This is a genomic window from Haloarchaeobius salinus, assembly GCF_024464185.1.
Taxonomy (GTDB): domain Archaea; phylum Halobacteriota; class Halobacteria; order Halobacteriales; family Natrialbaceae; genus Haloarchaeobius; species Haloarchaeobius salinus.
The window spans coordinates 538,954-557,852 of the sequence record NZ_JANHAU010000001.1 but is presented as its reverse complement, the minus strand read 5'-3'; the positions used below and the strand labels follow the sequence as shown (position 1 = coordinate 557,852).

The window sequence follows — 18,899 nt, the reverse complement described above, 5'->3', positions numbered from 1 at the left end:
TCGCGGACGGCCGCCGGGTCCCTGACGCTTCCGCTTCCGTCAACACGAAGGCACCGAGGGACACAAGCAGACCATGGACAGGGGTCGGCTGTTCGCCGTCTGGCGGCGGGTCCTCGGGCTCTCGTGGCCGGTGATGGTCGAGCAGACGGTGCGCACGGCGATGCGCACCACCGACATCATCGTCACGGGGCTGTTCTCGCCGGCGGCCATCGCGGCCATCGGGCTGGCCGACCTCTACTCGCGCTTCCCCCTCAGGATCGGCCTCGGACTCGGCGGTGGGGCCATCGCGCTGTCGAGCCAGGACACGGGGGCCGCCGCGGCTGCGAACCGCGACGAAGCCGTCACGCAGGCCATCGTCCTCGGGCTCGTCACCGGTATCCCGTTCGTCCTGTTCGGGCTGACGTTCGGCTACGAGGCGCTGGCCATCCTCGGCGCGAACGACACCGTCGCCAGCCTCGGCGGCACCTACCTCGCCATCATCTTCGCGACCGCGCCGGCCCGCCAGGTGTCGCTCATCGCCGCCCGGTCGTTGCAGGGCACCGGCGACACGCGCACGCCGATGTACGTCAACGTCGTCTCGAACGGCCTGAACATCGTCGGGAGCGTCACCCTCGGACTCGGCCTGTTCGGCGTGCCGCGCTACGAGATCGTCGGCGTCGGAGCCGCGACCGCCTTCAGCAACGTGTTCACCGCCGTCGTGCTCTGTGCGGTGATGTTCGCGGGGCGGACCAGCGCGAGCTTCGCCATGCCGACCAACCCCGTCATCGCCCGCCAGCTCGTCGTCGTCTCCGCCCCCCGTGTCGTCGAGGGGTTCGTGGAGACGTTCGCGGAGTTCCCGTTCAACGCGCTGCTGCTCGGCTTCGGCACCGAGGTCAACGCCGCGTTCCAGGTCGGTCGCCGGCTGTACCAGCAGGTTACGGGCCCGCTCTCGCGCGGCTACAGTGTCGCCGCCAGCGTCGTGGTCGGGCAGGCACTCGGCGAGGGCGACCCCGAGGCCGCCCGCGAGAACGGCTACGCGACCGCGCTGCTCGGACTCGTCACCGTCGGGAGCATCGGCCTCGTGCTGGTCGTGACCGCGCCGCTGTTCGTGCGCATCTTCACCCGGGACCCCGCGACCGTGGACTACGCCGTCGACTTCGCCCGGGTCTACGGGCTCGCGGCCCCGGCGCTCGTGACGTTCGTCGTCTTCTCCGGCAGCCTGCAGGGCGGCAGCGAGACGCGCACGCCGTTCGTCGCCCGTATCCTCGGGCTCGGTCTCTTCTTCCTCGGCTTCAGCTACGTCGTCGGCGTCGTCCTGGACTACGGCGTCGTCGGTGCGTACGGCGGCATCGTCGGCTACTACGGGCTCGCCGCGGTCGTCGTCGCGCTCGGGTTCCGCTACGGCGACTGGGCGAACCGGGCGGCACGGATGATGGCAGAACGCGGGAGCGTGGTGGACTGACCGGCCCGGACCGACGACCGCCTATGCGTCGACGTCGCCTACCTCGCCGGGTCGCCGGAGTGCCCACCGGGCCCGGGCTGGTCGTCCTCGACCCACTCGACGTTCTCGAAGACGAAGCGCGCGCCGTCGTGGGCCGGGTCGACCCGGACCGTCCAGCCGTGGGCCTCGGCGATGTCCTCGACGATGGCCAGCCCGAAGCCGGTGCCGTCCTCGGCCGTCGTGAAACCCTGCTCGAACGCCCGACTGGCGTCCGTGACGGGCAGTCCCGGGCCGTCGTCGGCGACCCCGAAGCCGTGTACCGTCCGTTCGACGACGACCGCCACGTCCCCGCCGACGTGGGCGACCGAGTTCCGGTAGAGGTTCTCGAACAGCGCGCTCAGGCGCTCCGGGTCGGCCAGCAGCGAGCCGTCGTGCTCGACGACGCGCAGGCTCGCCTCGCCGGTGTCGCAGTACGACCACGCCTCGCGCGCGACGTGCTGGAGCGACACCGGCTGGGGGTCGTCGACGGTCTTGCCCGTCCGGGCGAGCTGGAGCACGTCGGCGATGAGCGACTTCATGCGTTCGAGCGCCCAGCCCAGCTCGTCGAGGCTCTCGTGCTCGTACTCGTCGTCGAGCAGCTCGTGGTGGCCGCAGGCGACCGTCAGCGGGTTCCGGAGGTCGTGGCTGACGATGCCCGCGAACTCGTCGAGGCGCTCGTTCTGGCGCTGGAGCTCGCGTTCGCGTTCGCGCTGCTCGGTCACGTCGGTGTAGACGAAGTACGCCCGGTCGCTCCCCGGCGTGACGGCGACGCTGCGGAGCAGGAACGTCCGGACCTCGTCGGCGGCGAGCCGGCGCACCTCGGTCTCGACCCGCTCGCCGTCCGCGACGCGGCGGTTGAGCTCCCGCCCCTCGGTCCGCCGCGACGGCGGAAGCACGACGTCGTCGAGGTCCCGGCCGACGAGCGTGCCCGGCTCCGCGCCGAACGTCTGCGCGAAGGCGTGGTTCGCCTGCTGGATGATGGCCGTCTCGCCGGACAGCTTCGCCTCGACGACGCCATCGCTCGTGTTCTCGAACAACGTCTGCACCTTCGACATCGAACGCGACTCCATCTCCCGGATCCAGCGCTCGGCGGCACGGGTCGCCCGCTCGGCCGCCAGCCGGCGTGCCACCTCGCTGCCGTCGTCGACCACGTCGACCGCGCCCGCGTCGAGCGCGGCCGATGCCACGTCGCGGCGGTCCTGGGCGACGGCGACGACCGGCAGGTCGAGGATCAACCCGTCGAACTGCTCGATGGCCTCGACGAGGTCGCCGTCCCGGACGTCGTCGGCCAGCAGCACGCAGTGGGTGCCGACGGATGTCTCGAGCAGCGCCACCGCGTCGTCGACGGACGCCATCGTCTCGACACGGACGCTCCCGTCGAACGCGTCGACGAGGCGGGAACGCCGCTCGTCGGACGCCACGACACAGAGGACGGACGGGCGGTCAGTGTCGGTCATTCCAGTGGATAGCGGCCCCAAGTACGGTCGGTAGACGAGTGTAGCGATAAAAGGGGTTGTGGCCAGCGCTGACACGTCGGCCCACACAAAGCATTTACAAACGCATGCAGACATGTCGGTATGCGTATCGAATCGGTTCTGGCGGCGCTCGCCGTCATCGCCGTCGTCGCGACGGCCGGTGTCCTCGTCGCCGTGCCCGACGCCCTCCAGTCCCCCGTGCCTCCCGAACCGACGGACCCCGGCGGTGGCTCCGTCGAAGACCTGACCATCGCCGTCGAGAACGTCTCCGGCGGCACGGCCACCTTCGCCGTGACGCCGTACGTCGAACACCGCGGCAACACCGCCCCGAACGTCACCGTCCTCCTCCGGGCCACCGACGACGAGAGCGGCACCGTCGCCGCCACACGGACGCTCTCGCTCGGCGAACTGTCCGGCGGTCGCGAGGTCAACGTCACCGGCACGCTCGCGGTCCCCCGCGAGGGCGGCTACCGCATCGAGGCCGTCCTCTACCGCGACGACCGTCGGCTCGACGCCGGGAGCCGGACCGTCTCGGGCGTCGAACACCTCGTCCCCGAGTACGAGCGCACACCCGTCGCCTTCCACGAGTTCGAGGGTGCCGACCTCCCGGTGATCGAGTACAGCATCGCGTCGGTGTCCGGCGACGAGGCGACGCTCGACGTGACGACGTACCTCTCGAACACCGGCGACGAGCCCGCCGACGACCTCCGCTTCGTCCTGAAGGCCAGACAGAACGGCTCGAACGTCGTCGCCGACCGGACGACCGTCGACGTCGGGCGCGTCGACCCAGGCGAGACGGTCACACCGAGCGCCGAGCTGACCGTCCCCGACGGCTACGACTACTACCTCGACGCCATCCTCTGGCGGGGCGACACCGTCGTCGACACCGAGCGCTCGGTCGCCAACCTCGGCCCCGGTGCCGGACTCAGCGTCGACGAGGAGAACGATACCGGCGGCTTCGAGAGCGGCGACTTCGCGGACGAGGACGACCAGCCGCCCGCCCGGACCGAGCGGGAGGACGCTGCCGACGGCGGCGGCCAGCCCGGCTTCGGCGTCCCCGTCGCTCTCGCTGCACTGCTCGCGACCGCCCTGCTCGCACGGAGGCTCCGACGATGACCGACGACACCACCCACGACACCGACGACGAACCGCGCACGACCGCCCCGGACGCCGACGACGCGGGGTCCACGCTCGACGACGGCGGGTCGGTCCCCGACGACGCCGACGGACCGGCCCCCGATGCCGACGGCCAGTCAACCGACGACAGCGAACCGGCCGTCACGGAGGCCGAACCCGGACGCGACGGTGGCGACGGCGAGCCACCCGAGTCCGACGACGGGTCGGGCGACCGCGTCCGCCGGTCCGTCCTCTGGGTCGCACTCGCCGTCCTCGCCCTGTTCAGCGTCGTCCTGCTGTTCCAGTTCTACGGGAGCACCATGCAGGCCATCACGGACTGGGTGGGGCCGGAGTACCGGTCCGTCGTCCGCAGCACCGTCTCGCTCGTGCTGCTGTGCCTGACGCTCATCGGTATCGTGCAGGTCACCAGGGAGCTGACCCGCTGACCGGCCCGCGGTCGGACGCCACCAGCCACGACACTGTGTCGCACACACTCGCAACGGTCAAGCCCTCCGCTAGCGTCCGTCCTCCTCAGAGGTGACCTACATGACCTGCCCACGCTGTGCGACATCCGCCCGGAAGACCGGCGGCTCGCTCCTGTGCCCCGGTTGCGGCTGGCGCGAACACGCCGGAGCCGACTAACGACCACCTTTTTCGTCGTCGGGTGCGCCTCCGGCGCACCGCTCCTCGAAAAAGCTGGGCCAAAAAGGCCGCGGCTCACTCCGTTCGCCGCGGTGAAACGGCGGCCTTCGGCCGCCGTACGACCGACCGCGCCGCCTCCACTCCGCCTCCGCTACCGCACCGCCTCCGCTCCGCCTCCGCTACCGCACCGCCTCCACTCCGCCTACGCTACCGCGAAGCAGCGGCTCCGCGGCGTGGAACGCTGACGACCGACGGAGGACGTGTGCTCGGGTCGATTACCGCTCGTCGACCGGCACGAACTCCTCGTCCATCGGCCCGACGTAGCGGGCCCGCGGCCGGATGAGGCGGTCGTACGACCACCTTTTTCATCGTCGGGTTCCCCCGCTCGCTACGCTCGCTCCGGGAACCACTCCTCGAAAAAGCTGGGCCAAAAAGACGCTCCGGGTCGCAGGCGCCCCGTTCGCCCTCGCAGTTCTCGCTCGCGTTCTACCGCTCGTCGACCGGCACGAACTCCTCGTCCATCGGCCCGACGTAGCGGGCCCGCGGCCGGATGAGGCGGTTGTCGTCGTACTGTTCGAGCACGTGGGCGACCCAGCCGCCGACGCGGCTCATGACGAAGATGGGCGTGTAGATGTCGATGGGGATACCCATCTGGTAGTACGTCGACGCGGAGTAGAAGTCGACGTTGGGCGCGAGGCCCTTCTCCTCGGTGAGGTACTCCTCGATAGCGACGGAGTAGTCGTGCCAGTGGGGCGTGCCCGCGGCCTCGCCCAGCGCCTCGCTCTTCTCGGAGAGGATCTTCGCCCGGGGGTCCTTGACGTTGTAGACGCGGTGGCCGAAGCCGGGGACGCGCTCGCCCGCGTCGAGCCGGTCCTCGACCCACTGGACGGGGTCCTTGCCGGACTCCTCGAGCTCGAGCAGCGCCTCCATCACGTCCTGGTTCGCGCCGCCGTGCAGGCTGCCCGAGAGCGCGCCGATGCCCCCCGGTATCGCGGAGTGCAGGTCGGCGAGCGTCGAGGAGACGACCATCGAGGTGAACGTCGAGGCGTTCAGCCCGTGGTCGGCGTGGAGCACGAGCGCCATGTCGAACGTCTCGGCGAGCACGTCGTCCGGTACCTCGCCGTTGAGCATGTAGAGGAAGTTCGTCGCGTGGTCGAGGTCCTCGCGGGGCGCGACGGGTTCGTCGCCGTTGCGGACGCGGACGAACGCGGCGAGGATGGTCGGGATCTTCGCCGTGATGCGCCGCCCCTTCCGGAGGTTCGCGTCCTCGTCGGTCGGGTCCGCCGCCGCGTCGTCGTCGTACGCCGAGAGCTGCGACACCGTGGTGCGGAGCGCGGCCATCGGCTCCTCGTCGGCGGCGGCGAGCTCGCGCACCGTCGCCATGACGCCGTCGTCGATCTCCCGTTCGGCGGCCATCGACGCGGCGAACTCGTCGAGCTCGTCCCGATTCGGGAGGCGACCGTGCCAGAGGAGGTAGAGCACCTCCTCGTAGCTGGCGTCCCGGGCGAGGTCCTCGATGTCGTACCCGCGGTAGACGAGGCGGCCCTCGTCGCCGTCGATGAAGCTCAGTTCGGACTCGGCAACGAGGACACCCTCCAGCCCTTTCTTGAGGTCGTCAGACATACGCTGAGCTTTAGAACCTTCACCGAAAAACATTGTCCTTTACTCGCTACCCTACCGTGCTAAATTGCCGGTTGTCGCCCGGAACGGGCGGCCGAACGCTTTTCTCCCGTCCCGGAGAACCCCGACGTATGGACGTCGGTGACGTGGAGTACGAGCCCGTGAGCGTCAAGGCCGTGCTCGCGGAGATGAAAGACACCGCCGAGTTGATGATCGACATGTCGTTCTCGGCGGTGCTGCTCGGGAGCCGGGAGGTCGCCGAGGAGGTGCTCGAGCTGGAGGAACGCATGGACGTGCTCCAGATGCGCGCCCGGATGAGCCTCATGATGGCCGCCCGGTCGCCCGAGGACGCCGAGGCGCTCGCGCCCGTGCTGGGCGTCGTCGGGGCGACCGAGAAGATCAGCGACGCGACCGGCGACGTGGCGAAGGTCGTCATCGAGGAGATCGGCCTGCCCGACGCGCTCCGGACCGCGCTCCCGGAGGCCATCGAGACCGTCGCCCGCGCGCTCGTCGCCGACGACTCGCCGCTCGCCGGCCACACGCTGGAGGAGCTGAACCTCGAGACCGAGACCGGCGTGCGCGTCATCGCCATGCGGCGCGGCGGCGACTGGCGGCTCAACCCCGACCGCGACGACTACATCCGGGCCGGCGACGTGCTCCTCCTGCGCGGCGTCGAGGAGAACCTCGCGAGCGTCTACGCCGACGTGACCGGGGGCGAGTACGTCACCCCCGACCCCGTCGAGCCCGGCATCGAGGACCTCGAACGCGCCGTCGACTCCATCGTCCTGATGAAGAACATGAGCGAGCTCGGCGTCGACGTCGCCTACGGCTCGGTGCTGTACGACAGCGAGGCACTCGCCGCTGAGGTCGCCGAACTCGAGGCAGAGATGGATGCGCTCGAATCCCGGTTCGAGGCGTGGGTCCTCCGGGCCGCCAGCCGGGTCGACGACCCCGTCTCGCTGCGCGGGCTGATGCACATCGCCGAGGCAACGGAGGTCATCTCCGACGCCGCGCTCGAGATCGCCGAGGGCGTCCTCCGCGGCATGGGCACCCACCCCGTCGTCGCCGAGGCCGTCTTCGAGTCCGACGAGGTCGTCGTGCGACTGGACGTCGCCCCCGGCTCCGAGCTGGCGGACACCACCCTCGGCGAGCAGATGGTCCGCACCGAGACCGGGATGCGCGTCATCGCGGTCCGCCACACCGACGCCGACGGCGACGACTGGGAGATCTCGCCCGGCCCCACGACCCTGCTCCACCCCGGCGACGTACTCATCGCGAAGGGGACCCGGGCGGGTGCGGAGCGACTGGCGGCGCTGGCCGGCGACGGCTCCCTCGACGTGGAGTGAGCGCCTCCCGGTACCGACTGGTTCGACCGGCAGTCGGAACACACCGGCAGTCGCGGGCGTATCGAACGAGCCGTTCCCGACGATAGCGGGGCCCTCGAGACGCTCGACCGCCCTGCGGACGCGAACCGCCACCGACCCGAGAACAGCACCTCGGGGCGACACGCGCACGGACAGAAGGGAACATTCTTCCATCTGCCCGACCGAGTAGCGCCCATGAGTCAGTTTACTGTTCGCGGGACGTTCCAGGCACGCGAGGGGGACCGCCCCTTCGAGACGACAGTCGAGGCCCCGAACGAGAACGTCGCGCGTGAGCGCACGTTCGCGACGTTCGGCAGCCAGCACAACCTGAAGCGTGCGCAGATGGACGTCACGGAGGTCGAGGCACAATGATGGGCGGTGGTGGCGGCGGTCAGATGCAGCAGCTCCAGCAGGAGATGCAGGCCATCCAGCAGGAGATCGAGGAGCTCGAGGGCGAGGTCGAGGACCTCCGCAACGAGAAGACGGAGATGAACGAGGCCATCGAGGCACTCGAGACGCTCGAGACGGACTCGGTCGTGCAGGTGCCGCTCGGTGGCGACGCGTACATCCGCGCGACGGTCGAGGACATCGACGAGATCGTCGTCGGTCTCGGCGGCGGCTACGCCGCGGAGCGCGACCAGGAGGGCGCGATCGACACGCTCGAGACGAAGCAGGACACGCTCGACGACCGCATCGAGGACGTCCAGGGCGAGATCGCCGAGCTGGAGAGCGAGAACGAGCAGCTCCAGCAGCAGGCCCAGCAGGCCCAGCAGCAGCAGCTCCAGCAGCAGATGCAGCAGGCCCAGCAGCAGGAAGAGGCCGACGACGAGTAAGCGATGTTCGACAGCCTGAAGGAGAAGCTCGGCAGTTTCCGCGAGGACGTCGAGGAGACCGCCGAGGAGAAGGCCGCCGAGGAGGAGGCCGCGACCGACGCTCCCGAGGGCGAGACTGCGGAGGCCGCGGCGGCGGAACCGGTCGGAGAGGCCGACGCCGCCGAGCCGGCTGCCGAGTCCGCCGCCGAGTCGGTCACGGAGACGACGGCCGCCGACCCCGAGGCTGCGGACACGTCGGGCGACGAGGCCGACGACGACGAGGCCGACGACCCCGAGGCGGGCGAGACCTCCACGGGCTTCGGCGCGAAGGTGAAGGCCGCGGCGACGGGAAAGTTCGTCATCGAGGAGGAGGACCTGGAGGAGCCGCTCTGGGACCTCAAGATGGCGCTGCTCGAGTCCGACGTCGAGATGAGCGTCGCCGAGGAGATCCTCGACCGCGTCGAGGAGGAGCTCGTCGGCGAGCGCCGGAAGTTCACCGAGTCGACCGGGAGCATCGTCGAGGACGCGCTGCGCGAGGCGCTCCTGGACGTCATCTCGGTCGGCCAGTTCGACTTCGACCAGCGCATCGCGGATGCAGACAAGCCGCTGGTCATCATCTTCACCGGCGTCAACGGCGTCGGGAAGACGACGAGCATCGCGAAGATGTCGCGGTACCTCGAGGAGCGGGGCTACTCGTCGGTGCTCGCGAACGGGGACACCTACCGTGCCGGCGCGAACGAGCAGATCGGCGAGCACGCGGCAGCGCTCGACCGGAAGCTCATCTCGCACCAGCAGGGCGGTGACCCGGCGGCGGTCATCTACGACGCCGTGGAGTACGCCGAGGCGAACGAGGTGGACGTGGTGCTCGGTGACACGGCGGGTCGCCTGCACACGAACGAGGGGCTGATGGACCAGCTCGAGAAGATCGGCCGCGTGGTCGGCCCCGACATGACGCTGTTCGTCGACGAGGCCGTCGCCGGGCAGGACGCGGTCCGGCGCGCCGAGCAGTTCGACGAGGCCGTCACTATCGACGGCTCCATCCTGACGAAGGCCGACGCCGACTCCAACGGCGGTGCGGCCATCTCCGTCGCCCACGTCACGGGCAAGCCCATCCTCTTTCTGGGCGTCGGGCAGGGATACGACCACCTCGAGCGGTTCGACCCCGAGGTCGTCGTGGAACGCCTGCTCGGCGGCGAGGAGTAGGAGCGGCCCGCTTCTGCGGTCGATTCACGCGAAAGAGAGATGCATCGCCAGGATGCCATCGGGATGATGGAAGTGGGTGGGGATGACAGCTGGCGACAGGCTGCACGGGGTGCTACGACGACCGGGCATAAAAGCGGTCCCAGAAGCCAGTTTCGGTAGTCAAATCGAGGGGTTGGTTGCGATTCGTGGCCGCACGGACGGAGTCGTCCTTCCGGAGTCGACGAGAAAAGGCCTTTAGGCGGGAGCCACGTACGAGTACCCGATAATGGTACTCGACGACTTGGGGAGCTCTCTCCGAGGCACCCTCGACAAACTCCGCGGGAAGTCACGCATCTCCGAGGAGGACGTCGAGGAGGTCGTCAAGGAGATCCAGCGGTCGCTACTGCAGGCGGACGTCGACGTCTCCCTCGTGATGGAGCTGTCGGACAACATCAAACAGCGCGCGCTGGAGGAGGAGCCGCCGTCGGGCACACCGGCGCGTGACTTCGTCCTCCGCATCGTCTACGAGGAGCTGGTCGACCTCATCGGTGACTCGACGGAGCTCCCGCTGGAGGAGCAGACCATCATGCTCGCCGGCCTGCAGGGGTCGGGGAAGACGACCTCCGCGGCGAAGATGGCGTGGTGGTTCTCGAAGAAGGGGCTCCGCCCGGCGGTCATCCAGACGGACACGTTCCGTCCGGGTGCGTACGACCAGGCCAAGCAGATGGCCGAGCGCGCCGAGGTGGAGTTCTACGGCGACCCCGACAACGACGACCCGGTCGACATCGCCCGGAAGGGGCTGGAGGCGACCGAGGACGCCGACGTCCACATCGTCGACACGGCCGGCCGGCACGCGCTGGAGGACGACCTCATCGAGGAGATCGAGGAGATCGAGGCGACCGTCGACCCGGACATCTCGCTGCTGGTGCTCGACGCCGCAATCGGGCAGGGCGCGAAGGAGCAGGCCCAGCAGTTCGACGAGTCCGTCGGCATCGGCGGCGTCGTCATCACGAAGCTCGACGGCACCGCGAAGGGTGGCGGCGCGCTGACCGCCGTCAACGAGACGGACTCCTCCATCGCCTTCCTCGGGACCGGCGAGGAGGTCCAGGACATCGAGCGCTTCGAGCCGGAGGGGTTCATCTCCCGCCTGCTCGGCATGGGCGACCTGGGCTCGCTCGTCGAGCGCGTCGAGCGCGCGATGGAGGAGACCCAGGAGGAGGAAGAGGACTGGGACCCGGAGGACATGCTCCAGGGCAAGTTCACCCTGAAGGACATGAAAAAGCAGATGGACGCGATGAACCGCATGGGCCCGCTCGACCAGGTGATGGACATGATCCCGGGCTTCGGCGGCGGCGGGCTGAAGGACCAGCTCCCCGACGACGCGATGGACGTCACCCAGGAGCGCATGCGCAGCTTCGAGGTCATCATGGACTCGATGACCGACGACGAGATGGAGAACCCGCGCTCGGTCGGCCAGTCACAGGTCGAACGCATCTCGCGGGGCTCCGGCCAGCCCGAGGAGAAGATCCGCGAGCTGCTCCAGCAGCACAAGATGATGGAGCAGACCCTGAAGCAGTTCCAGGGCGGTATGGACGGCGACATGCAGCGCATGATGAAGAAGATGCAACAGCAGGGCGGCGGCGGTGGCGGCATGGGCGGGATGGGCGGCGGTGGCGGGCCGTTCGGGTAATCGAGTGTTCGATTTTCAGTCGTCGTAGGTTCTGCCGATGGAGACGTCGAGGGTATCGATACTGACCCGGAGCGTGCCGCTTCCGGTCCACTCGATGCGCTCGTGGACGTCGGCAGCCTCGCCTCGACATCGACGGTGGTTGTGCCATCGTCGGGCAGGAGGTCGCGTCGCGAGACGGACTCCCCGGGGGCGAGCGAGAACTGCTCCTCGGTGTCGTCCCATGCCACACTGACCGTTTCGGCGTCGTCGCGCCGGTTGTCGGCCTCGAAGTCGTGGTACTCGCCGCCGAACGAACAGCCGGCGAGCGTGGTGACGGTGGTGGCGGTGAGTGCGTGGAGGAGTTGACGACGATGCACGTCGCGGGGTTCTCTACGGTCGGTCAAGTGTTTTCTCCCGACCGGCGACGCTGCTCCCCGTGGACGCTAAACGTTCACAACTGTGGATTGGTACCACCTTTCATTACAGTTTTATTACAATTGCGGTGTGTTAGCTCATCTGTATGGCAGCAGACGCACTCGGCACGGCGATGCGGGACTTCCAGCGCGGTGAACTCGGCGACTGTCGGTACGTCGACGGCGAGGACCGGATGGACGGCCACATCGCGGAGAACTACTTCGGCAGCCACGAGGACTGGGACGACGAGCAGCGCGCACGCCTGGCCGGCCTCGACGGCCCGGTTCTCGACCTCGGCTGTGGCGCGGGCCAGCACGTCCGCTTCTTCGAGGACCGGGGAACCGAGGTACTCGGCGTCGACGTGAGCCCCGGCGCGGTGCAGGCGGCCCGCGAGCGGGGCGTCGAGAACGTCGCCGTCGCCGACATGTTCGACCTGCCGTTCGAGCGCGACCGGTTCCGGTCGGTGCTGCTGAACGGCACCCAGGTCGGGCTGGCACACTCGGTGGCTGGCGTGCGCTCGCTGCTCTCTGACCTCGCGCATATCACCGACGACGAGGCCACCGCGCAGGTGGACAACTACGACCCCAACCTGGTCGACGACGACCTGTTCGGCTACCGGCCCGACCCCCGCGACGGCTTCGCCCACCGCACCTTCCACTTCGAGTACGAGCCGCGCGACGGCGACCGGATTCTCGGTCGCGCGCTGCACTTCCTGCTCTTTTCGCCCGACCGGCTGCGGGGCATCTGCGTCGGGACGCCGTGGTCTGTTGTCGAGGTCGAACACCACCACGAGGTGTACTACAACGCCCGGCTGGCGAAGTGAGCTAGATGGTGTTCGAGTACTGGTTGTAGGCTCGATGGAGTCGCTAACAGCCAGAAAGCCCCGAGCTTCTCGGCTCCCGGGAGCCGCGCTGTGCTCCTCGTGCCTGCGGTGCTTGCGGGCTCCGGGTTCGCCGAGAAGCTCGCCCCTTTCAGTCCCACCCCGCACCGCGACCGCCCTCGAACCTCCCCAGCCTCCTGCATCTCCGGAAATCAGAGATTTCCGGCGTGCTCACGAAACGCAAGCGTTTCGTGACCGATGCTCGCAAGCTGCGCTCCTCGTCCACTGCGAGAGCAAGCTCTCGCAAGCCTTCGGTCGCACGCTCCCGAAGACCTCGCGCGAGTGTCGGCGAGACACGCTCGCTGCGCTCGCGGTCTCGCCAACCGCGCGCCCTGCCGGTTTCTCGGGGAGCAATGCAACCGGTCGGTCGATCACCGTCGGGCCCGCCACAAACAGTTAACACGACACCCGGCCACTCCCCGACATGGTACTCGTACTCTCGGACGACGAGGTCACGTCGCTGGTCGACCTCCGGTCGCTCGCGCCCGTCGTGGAGGACGCGCTCGTGAAGCAGGGCCGAGGCGAGGTCGAACGTCCCGAACGCCCGCACTACGACGTGGGGACCGGCCTCGACGGGGCGGAGCCGCTGGGGATGGGTCTGGCGATGCCGGCGTACGTCCACGGCGGGCCCTACTTCGCGACGAAGCTCGTGGGGGTTCACGAGGGCAACGCCGAGCGCGGGCTGCCGACCATCCACGCGCAGGTCGTGCTCGCCGACGCCCGGACCGGCGAGCCAGTCTCGTTCATGAACGGCGGGCGCATCACGAACGCCCGGACGGGCTGTATCGGCGGGCTGGCGGCACGCGAGCTGGCGGCGTCGGAACCGCTCCGCGTGGGCGTGCTCGGGGCGGGCACGCAGGCGCGCTGGCAGACCCGCGCTATCGCGGCGCTCTGTGCGGTCGACTCGGTCAAAGTCTACTCGCCGAGCGACTCCCGGCACGACTGTGCGGCCGACCTCCGCGGGCACGACATCCCGGCCGAAGCCGTCGACTCCGCGGAGGCAGCGGTCGAGGATTCGAACGTGGTCGTGACTGCGACGACCAGCCCGGAACCGGTGTTCCCCGCCGACGCGCTCGCGCCGGGCACGCTCGTCGTCGCCGTCGGCGCGTACACCGGCGAGATGCAGGAGCTCGAACCGGCGGTGTTCGACCGCGCCGCCCGCGTCTTCGCGGACGTACCCGAGGAGGTCGCCGAAATCGGCGACCTGCTCGCGACTGACCTGACCGTCGACGACCTCATCCCGCTCTCGGCGGTGTTCGAGGGCGAGGCGGGGCGGGAGTCAGACGAGGAGATTCTGGTGGTCGAGAGCGTCGGGACCGCGGTGCTCGACGCGGCGGCGGCTGCGGCGGTGTACGAGTCGGCGACCGAGGAGGGAATCGGGATCGAGCAGTCGTTCTGAGGCGACAGCTACAGCACGCTGATCCCGGCACTGCGAGCAGTCGGCTCCGTCCGGAGGAACAGCCGACCGTCCGCGACGACGGGGGCCGTGACGGTCGGTTCGGGCAGGTCGAGGCGCGTCAGTTCGTCACCGCCGTCCCGGTCGAGGACGCGAAGCGTGCTGTCGGTGTCTCCCGCGTCGTCGTAGCGCCACTGGACGAGGTACACCCGGTTCCCGGCGACGACGGGCGGGGCGTACAACACCGGGTCGTCGCCGGTCCCCGCGACAGTCCACAGCGCGTCGCCGGTGTCGGGGTCACGGGCCTCGATGCGGTCGTGTGTCGCGCCGTGGAAGTCGTAGTGGAGCAGGAGCAGGTCGTCGGTGACGGCCGCGACGTTCTGTGCACCGTTGGTGGTGACGCCGTCGTCGGTCCGCTGGAGGTCGTGTATCTCCGACCACTCGGCGTCCCGCCGCCCGGTATCGAACGCGAGCAGCTCCCGTGCGTCGGGTCGACCGCTCGAGCAGTAGACGGTTCCAGCGTGGACGGTCGCACCCCTCGATTCCACACGCGAGGTCGACCAGCGGCTCTCCCCGGTCAGCGGGTCCAGGGCGTGGAACTCGACGGGCTGGTCGTCGGTGGCGGCTCCGAGTCTGACGTAGAACGCGTCGTCGTCGGCCGCGAGGACGTCCCAGCCCCGTTCCCCCTCGCTCCTGGTCCAGTACGGCGTCCCGGACCGTGGGTCGATGGCTGCCAGGCGGGGGTTCGAGTGGCTCCCCCGCACCGTCAGGACGAGTCCGTGCGCCGGGACCTGGCGACTGTGGTTCCGCACGTCGCGTGTCCACCGGGTAGACCCGTCGGTGGGATGCAGCGCGCGTAGCTCCCCGGCAGACGTGAGCCAGAAGACGGTCTCCCCCGAGACGACCGGCGGAGACGCGTCCCTGCCGCCCGGTCCCGAAACCCGCCAGCGTTCGTCGCCGGTCCGGGCGTCGAGCGCGACGAGCCGTTCCGCCTCCCGTCCTCGCCGGCGGCCCGCCAGTGCGACGTACGCGACCCCGTCGGCGACCACGGGGCCGGCGACGTCGTCCGGTTCGATCTCGGTGAACTCGACCGTCCAGTCGGCGGCTGTATCGAGATCGTCGGGCGCGGCGTACCCCGGCGGCGAACGCGTGTTCCCGGCGTCGTAGTCGGGCATCGCCCAGTCATCGGGTTCCGTCAGGGCCGGCACGGGTGGGTCTCCGCGACCGGACCCGAAGCCGTCGAACCCCACACAGCCGCCGAGGAGGGCACTCCCGACGGTCGCGAGGAGTCGTCGTCGTGTGGAGGGCATCTGTCCGACGTACGACTGGTCTGGGTAAAAATTGGTGGGACAACGCGACGGTCCGCGGACCGGCCCGGCGTTCGACGGTCGGGTCCGCCTCACCCGCCGAGGAACTGCCGTCTGACCTCGTCGTCGTCCAGCAGGTCGTCGCCGGGGCCCTCGTAGCGGTTCTCGCCCTGTGCGAGCACGTAGCCGCGGTCGCAGCGCCGGAGCGCCTCCTTCGCGTTCTGCTCCACCATCAGCACCGACGTGCCGGCGGCGTTCACCTCGTCGATGCGGTCGAACATCTCCTCGACGAGGTCGGGTGCGAGCCCGGCGGAGGGCTCGTCGAGCAGGAGCAGTTCGGGGTCGAGCATGAGCGCCGCGCCCATGGCGAGCATCTGCTGCTGGCCGCCCGAGAGCGTGCCGGCGTTCTGGTCGCCGCGCTCCTCGAGGACGGGGAAGCGGTCGAACACCGCCTGCCTGCGTTCCTCGGGCACCTCGTCGAGGATGTACGCGCCGATGCGGAGGTTCTCCGCGACGGTGAGCGACGGGAACACGTTCTCGCTCTGGGGGACGTAGCTCATCCCGACCTCGATGACCTCCTCCGGGGGGAAGTCGGTGATGTCGATGCCGTCGAACGTTATCCGTCCGCCCATGCGGTCCGCGAGGCCGAACACGGACTTCATCAGGGTCGATTTCCCGGCTCCGTTCGGGCCGACGATGGCGACGTACTCACCCTCGTCGACGTGCATGTCCACGTCGGTGAGCACCTGCAGGTCGCCGTAGCCCGCGTCGAGGTCGGTCACGTCGAGCAGGTGGTCGCCCCGCGTGCTACGGGTGTCGTCCGGCGTGTCGTCGTCGAGCGTCGTTGCGTCGTTCATGATCCAAGGTAGGCGTCGATGACGCGTTCGTCGTTCAGTACGGCCTCGGGCTCGCCCTCGACCAGCAGGCGGCCCTGCTGGAGCACGACCAGTCGGTCGACGAGGTCGGTCAGCGTCTCCAGTTCGTGCTCGATGACGACGACGGTCATCCCGTCGTCGTTCAGACCGCGGATGTGGTCGGCGATCTCGTTCGTGAGCGTGGGGTTCACGCCGGCGAACGGCTCGTCGAGCAGGAGCAGGTCGGGCTCCAGCATCAGCACGCGGGCGAGCTCGAGCAGCTTTCGCTGGCCGCCCGAGAGGCTGCTCGCGTACTCGTCGGCGAGCCGCGTGAGCTCGAACGTCTCGATGAGCTCGTCGGCGCGCTCGGCCACCCTGGCCTCGATATCCTGCATGGCGCTGGTGCGAAGCAGCGCGGCGACCGGCTGCTCGCCGGGCTGGCCGGGCGCGGCCAGGCGGACGTTCTCCCGCACCGTCATCGTGTCGAGCTGGCGGGTGTGCTGGAACGTCCGGACCAGCCCGTCGCGGGCGAGCACCTCGGTTTCCGCCCCGGTGACGTCGCGACCGTCGAAGCGGACGGTGCCGCCGTCGGGCTGGACGACGCCGCTCACGCAGTTGAAGAACGTCGACTTGCCCGCGCCGTTGGGTCCCATGACGCCGACGAGCTCGCCCTCGTCGACCGAGAGCGAGAGGTCGTCGATGGCCACGAGGCCGCCGAACTCCTTGACGAGGCCGTCGACGTCGAGCAGGCTCACGAGTCCACCTCCAGCTCGCGTTCGTCGCCCCAGATGCCGGCCGGCCGGTACCTGATGACGAGGATGAGGATGAGCCCGACCACGATGAGCCGGATGGACGCGAACTCGCCGGCGGTGACGGGCGCAGAGCCCTGGGCGAACCGCGAGAACAGCCGCAGGCCCATGATGATGCCGAGGCCGCCGAGCACCGCGCGGTGGTTCGACGCGCCGCCGAGCAGCATCCCGATCCAGATGGTCACCGTCACCTGCAGTTCGAAGAAGTCCGGCGAGATGGCACCGTTGTACATCGCGAAGATGGCACCCGCGAAGCCCGCGAGTGCGGCACCGTAGACGAACGACTCCATCTTGTACCGGAACGTCGACTTGCCGACGGCCCGGGTCACCAGCTCGTCGGCGCGGATGGCGCGCAACACCCGACCGTAGGGTGCCTCGGTGAGCCGTGCGACGATGGCGAACGTCAACGCGGTGAGGCCGCCGAACACCAGCAGCGTCGCCACGAGCGTCGCGTCGCGGGTGCCAGCGACGTCGCCCAGCGGCGTCGGGATGCCGAAGATGCCGGTCGTCCCGCCGAAGACGTCGGTGAAGTTGATGAACAGCGTGTGGAAGATCTCGGCGGTGGCGAGCGTCGCGATGGCGAGGAAGTCCCCGCGCAGCCGCAGCGACGTGGCTCCGACGAACGCGCCGAGCAGTCCGGCGACGAGCACGGCGGCGACGACCCCGAGCGGCCACGGGTAGCCGAGCGCGATGCCCTCGAACGAGTCGACCGCCGAGAGCATCGCCATCGTGTACGCGCCGGCCGCGAAGAACACGACGTGGCCGAAGTTGACGAGGCCGGTGTGGCCGTACTGGAGGTCGAGCCCCAGCACGAGGATGCCGTAGACGACGAACAGGATGCCGACCTCGAAGAACACGTAGAGGTCGCCCGGGATCGTCGCCGTGACGGGCGTGAACGCGATGGCGAGTCCGAGGACGACGGCCACGACGCTGAGCACCAGCGCGGTGTCGGAGTCGTGGGCCGGCAGGGAGTCGCGGACGCTCACGCCTCACGCACCTCCGCGCCGGCGATGCCGCTGGGCTTGACGAGCAGGACGACGACGAGGATGGCGAAGGCGATGGCCGAGGAGATGCCCGTCATCGACGAGGGCAGGAACGCAGTCGAGAGCGCGAGCGCGACGCCGATGATGTACGCGCCGGCGATCGCCCCGTAGGGACTCCCCGCGCCGCCGAGGATGGCGGCCGACAGGATCTGGAGGATCTGACTGAACCCCGTCGTGACGCTGACGTTCGTCTGGATGCCCAGCAGCACGCCCGAGAGTCCGGCGAGCATCCCTGCGAGCACCCAGACGCTGTTCCTGATGAGCTGGGTATCGATGCCCCTGACGCGTGCCAGTGCCTCGTCGTCGCTCATCGCACGCATCGCGATGCCCACGTCGGTCCGGGTCAGGACGGTGTGCAGGACGAGGAACACGCCGAGCGCACAGCCGACGACGATGAGCTGCTGGGAGGTCACGAAGAAGCCCCCGAGCAGGTCGACGGGGCCGACCGAGAGGTCGGGCACGTTCCGGAACTGCCAGGTCGTCGTCTCGGTGTCGTAGTACCGGGCGCTGCGGCCCGCGACGAGCCGGATGGCGTTGCGGAGCACGAGGCCGAGCCCGATGGACGTCAGCAGCATCGGGATGGGGCCGGTGTGGTTGATGGGCGTGAAGAACAGCTTCGCGAGCAGGATGCTGGCGATGCCGCCGCCGACCATCGCGACGACCACCGACACGGGCAGCGGCAGGGGGAGTGCGCCGGCCGAGAGGAGGCCGATGAACGCCCCGATGGTGAGGTACTCGCCGTACGCGAAGTTGATCATGTTCACGATGCCGTAGATGAGCGTGAACCCGATGGCCGCGATGGCGATGTACGAGCCCGTGACGAGCCCGAAGATGAGGTTCTGTGCGAGCCCCATCTA

At 69.4% G+C, this 18,899-nt stretch carries 17 protein-coding genes; 10 read left to right on the top strand and 7 right to left on the bottom strand.

Annotation, left to right across the window (positions count from 1 at the left end):
• Positions 1–73: 73 nt before the first annotated feature.
• Positions 74–1,441 carry an MATE family efflux transporter gene (locus NO345_RS02760; protein ID WP_256296274.1) on the top strand — a complete coding sequence of 456 codons (1,368 nt, stop codon included), beginning with the start codon at positions 74–76 and terminating at the stop codon, positions 1,439–1,441.
• 38 nt (positions 1,442–1,479) lie between these two features.
• Here NO345_RS02760 and NO345_RS02755 read toward each other — a convergent pair whose 3' ends face one another.
• Positions 1,480–2,916: a receiver/sensor box histidine kinase gene (locus tag NO345_RS02755; RefSeq protein ID WP_256296272.1), complete on the bottom strand. Its 1,437-nt coding sequence runs from the start codon at positions 2,914–2,916 to the stop codon at positions 1,480–1,482.
• A gap of 120 nt (positions 2,917–3,036) precedes the next feature.
• Between NO345_RS02755 and NO345_RS02750 the strand changes: the two genes are divergently transcribed.
• A complete protein-coding gene (locus NO345_RS02750) occupies positions 3,037–4,050 on the top strand; it encodes a DUF7490 domain-containing protein (protein ID WP_256296270.1) in 1,014 nt (337 codons plus the stop codon).
• Complete coding sequence (locus NO345_RS02745) at positions 4,047–4,496, top strand: DUF8060 family membrane protein (RefSeq protein ID WP_256296268.1); 450 nt, start codon at positions 4,047–4,049, stop codon at positions 4,494–4,496. Before NO345_RS02750 ends, NO345_RS02745 begins: the two co-directional genes overlap by 4 nt.
• A gap of 682 nt (positions 4,497–5,178) precedes the next feature.
• Here the strand turns inward: NO345_RS02745 and citZ are convergent.
• Positions 5,179–6,315: a citrate synthase gene (citZ, locus tag NO345_RS02740; RefSeq protein ID WP_256296266.1), complete on the bottom strand. Its 1,137-nt coding sequence runs from the start codon at positions 6,313–6,315 to the stop codon at positions 5,179–5,181.
• A 128-nt stretch (positions 6,316–6,443) separates the two neighbouring features.
• Here citZ and NO345_RS02735 point away from each other — a divergent pair, with 128 nt between their 5' ends.
• The 7 genes from NO345_RS02735 (at position 6,444) to NO345_RS02705 (ending at position 14,032) form a co-directional block, all read left to right on the top strand.
• Positions 6,444–7,658, top strand: a complete 1,215-nt coding sequence (locus tag NO345_RS02735) for a potassium channel family protein (RefSeq protein ID WP_256296264.1) — start codon at positions 6,444–6,446, stop codon at positions 7,656–7,658.
• A 213-nt stretch (positions 7,659–7,871) separates the two neighbouring features.
• On the top strand, positions 7,872–8,048 hold the full coding sequence (rpl18a, locus tag NO345_RS02730; protein ID WP_256296262.1) for a 50S ribosomal protein L18Ae: 177 nt from the start codon (positions 7,872–7,874) through the stop codon (positions 8,046–8,048).
• Complete coding sequence (pfdA, locus tag NO345_RS02725; protein WP_368407849.1) at positions 8,048–8,509, top strand: prefoldin subunit alpha; 462 nt, start codon at positions 8,048–8,050, stop codon at positions 8,507–8,509. Before rpl18a ends, pfdA begins: the two co-directional genes overlap by 1 nt.
• Before the next feature lie 3 nt (positions 8,510–8,512).
• Positions 8,513–9,691: a signal recognition particle-docking protein FtsY gene (ftsY, locus tag NO345_RS02720; RefSeq protein ID WP_256296258.1), complete on the top strand. Its 1,179-nt coding sequence runs from the start codon at positions 8,513–8,515 to the stop codon at positions 9,689–9,691.
• Positions 9,692–9,956: 265 nt separating this feature from the next.
• Positions 9,957–11,360, top strand: a complete 1,404-nt coding sequence (locus NO345_RS02715; protein ID WP_256296256.1) for a signal recognition particle protein Srp54 — start codon at positions 9,957–9,959, stop codon at positions 11,358–11,360.
• 499 nt (positions 11,361–11,859) lie between these two features.
• Complete coding sequence (locus tag NO345_RS02710) at positions 11,860–12,576, top strand: class I SAM-dependent methyltransferase (RefSeq protein WP_256296255.1); 717 nt, start codon at positions 11,860–11,862, stop codon at positions 12,574–12,576.
• Positions 12,577–13,057: 481 nt separating this feature from the next.
• A complete protein-coding gene (locus NO345_RS02705) occupies positions 13,058–14,032 on the top strand; it encodes an ornithine cyclodeaminase family protein (RefSeq protein WP_256296254.1) in 975 nt (324 codons plus the stop codon).
• An 8-nt stretch (positions 14,033–14,040) separates the two neighbouring features.
• On the opposite strand, the gene NO345_RS02700 is transcribed toward NO345_RS02705, so the two are convergent.
• From NO345_RS02700 to NO345_RS02680, 5 genes are all read right to left on the bottom strand, one after another.
• Positions 14,041–15,339 (bottom strand): outer membrane protein assembly factor BamB family protein, encoded by a 1,299-nt coding sequence (locus tag NO345_RS02700; protein WP_256296252.1) that lies wholly within the window; start codon positions 15,337–15,339, stop codon positions 14,041–14,043.
• An 89-nt stretch (positions 15,340–15,428) separates the two neighbouring features.
• Positions 15,429–16,196 (bottom strand): ABC transporter ATP-binding protein, encoded by a 768-nt coding sequence (locus NO345_RS02695; RefSeq protein WP_438266756.1) that lies wholly within the window; start codon positions 16,194–16,196, stop codon positions 15,429–15,431.
• Positions 16,190–16,945: an ABC transporter ATP-binding protein gene (locus tag NO345_RS02690; protein WP_256296250.1), complete on the bottom strand. Its 756-nt coding sequence runs from the start codon at positions 16,943–16,945 to the stop codon at positions 16,190–16,192. Before NO345_RS02690 ends, NO345_RS02695 begins: the two co-directional genes overlap by 7 nt.
• Positions 16,942–17,985 (bottom strand): branched-chain amino acid ABC transporter permease, encoded by a 1,044-nt coding sequence (locus NO345_RS02685; protein ID WP_256296248.1) that lies wholly within the window; start codon positions 17,983–17,985, stop codon positions 16,942–16,944. The genes NO345_RS02690 and NO345_RS02685 overlap by 4 nt, the downstream gene beginning before the upstream one ends.
• Entirely contained in the window at positions 17,982–18,896 is a 915-nt protein-coding gene (locus NO345_RS02680) for a branched-chain amino acid ABC transporter permease (RefSeq protein WP_256296246.1), read from the bottom strand. The genes NO345_RS02685 and NO345_RS02680 overlap by 4 nt, the downstream gene beginning before the upstream one ends.
• Between the last annotated feature and the right edge of the window lie 3 nt (positions 18,897–18,899).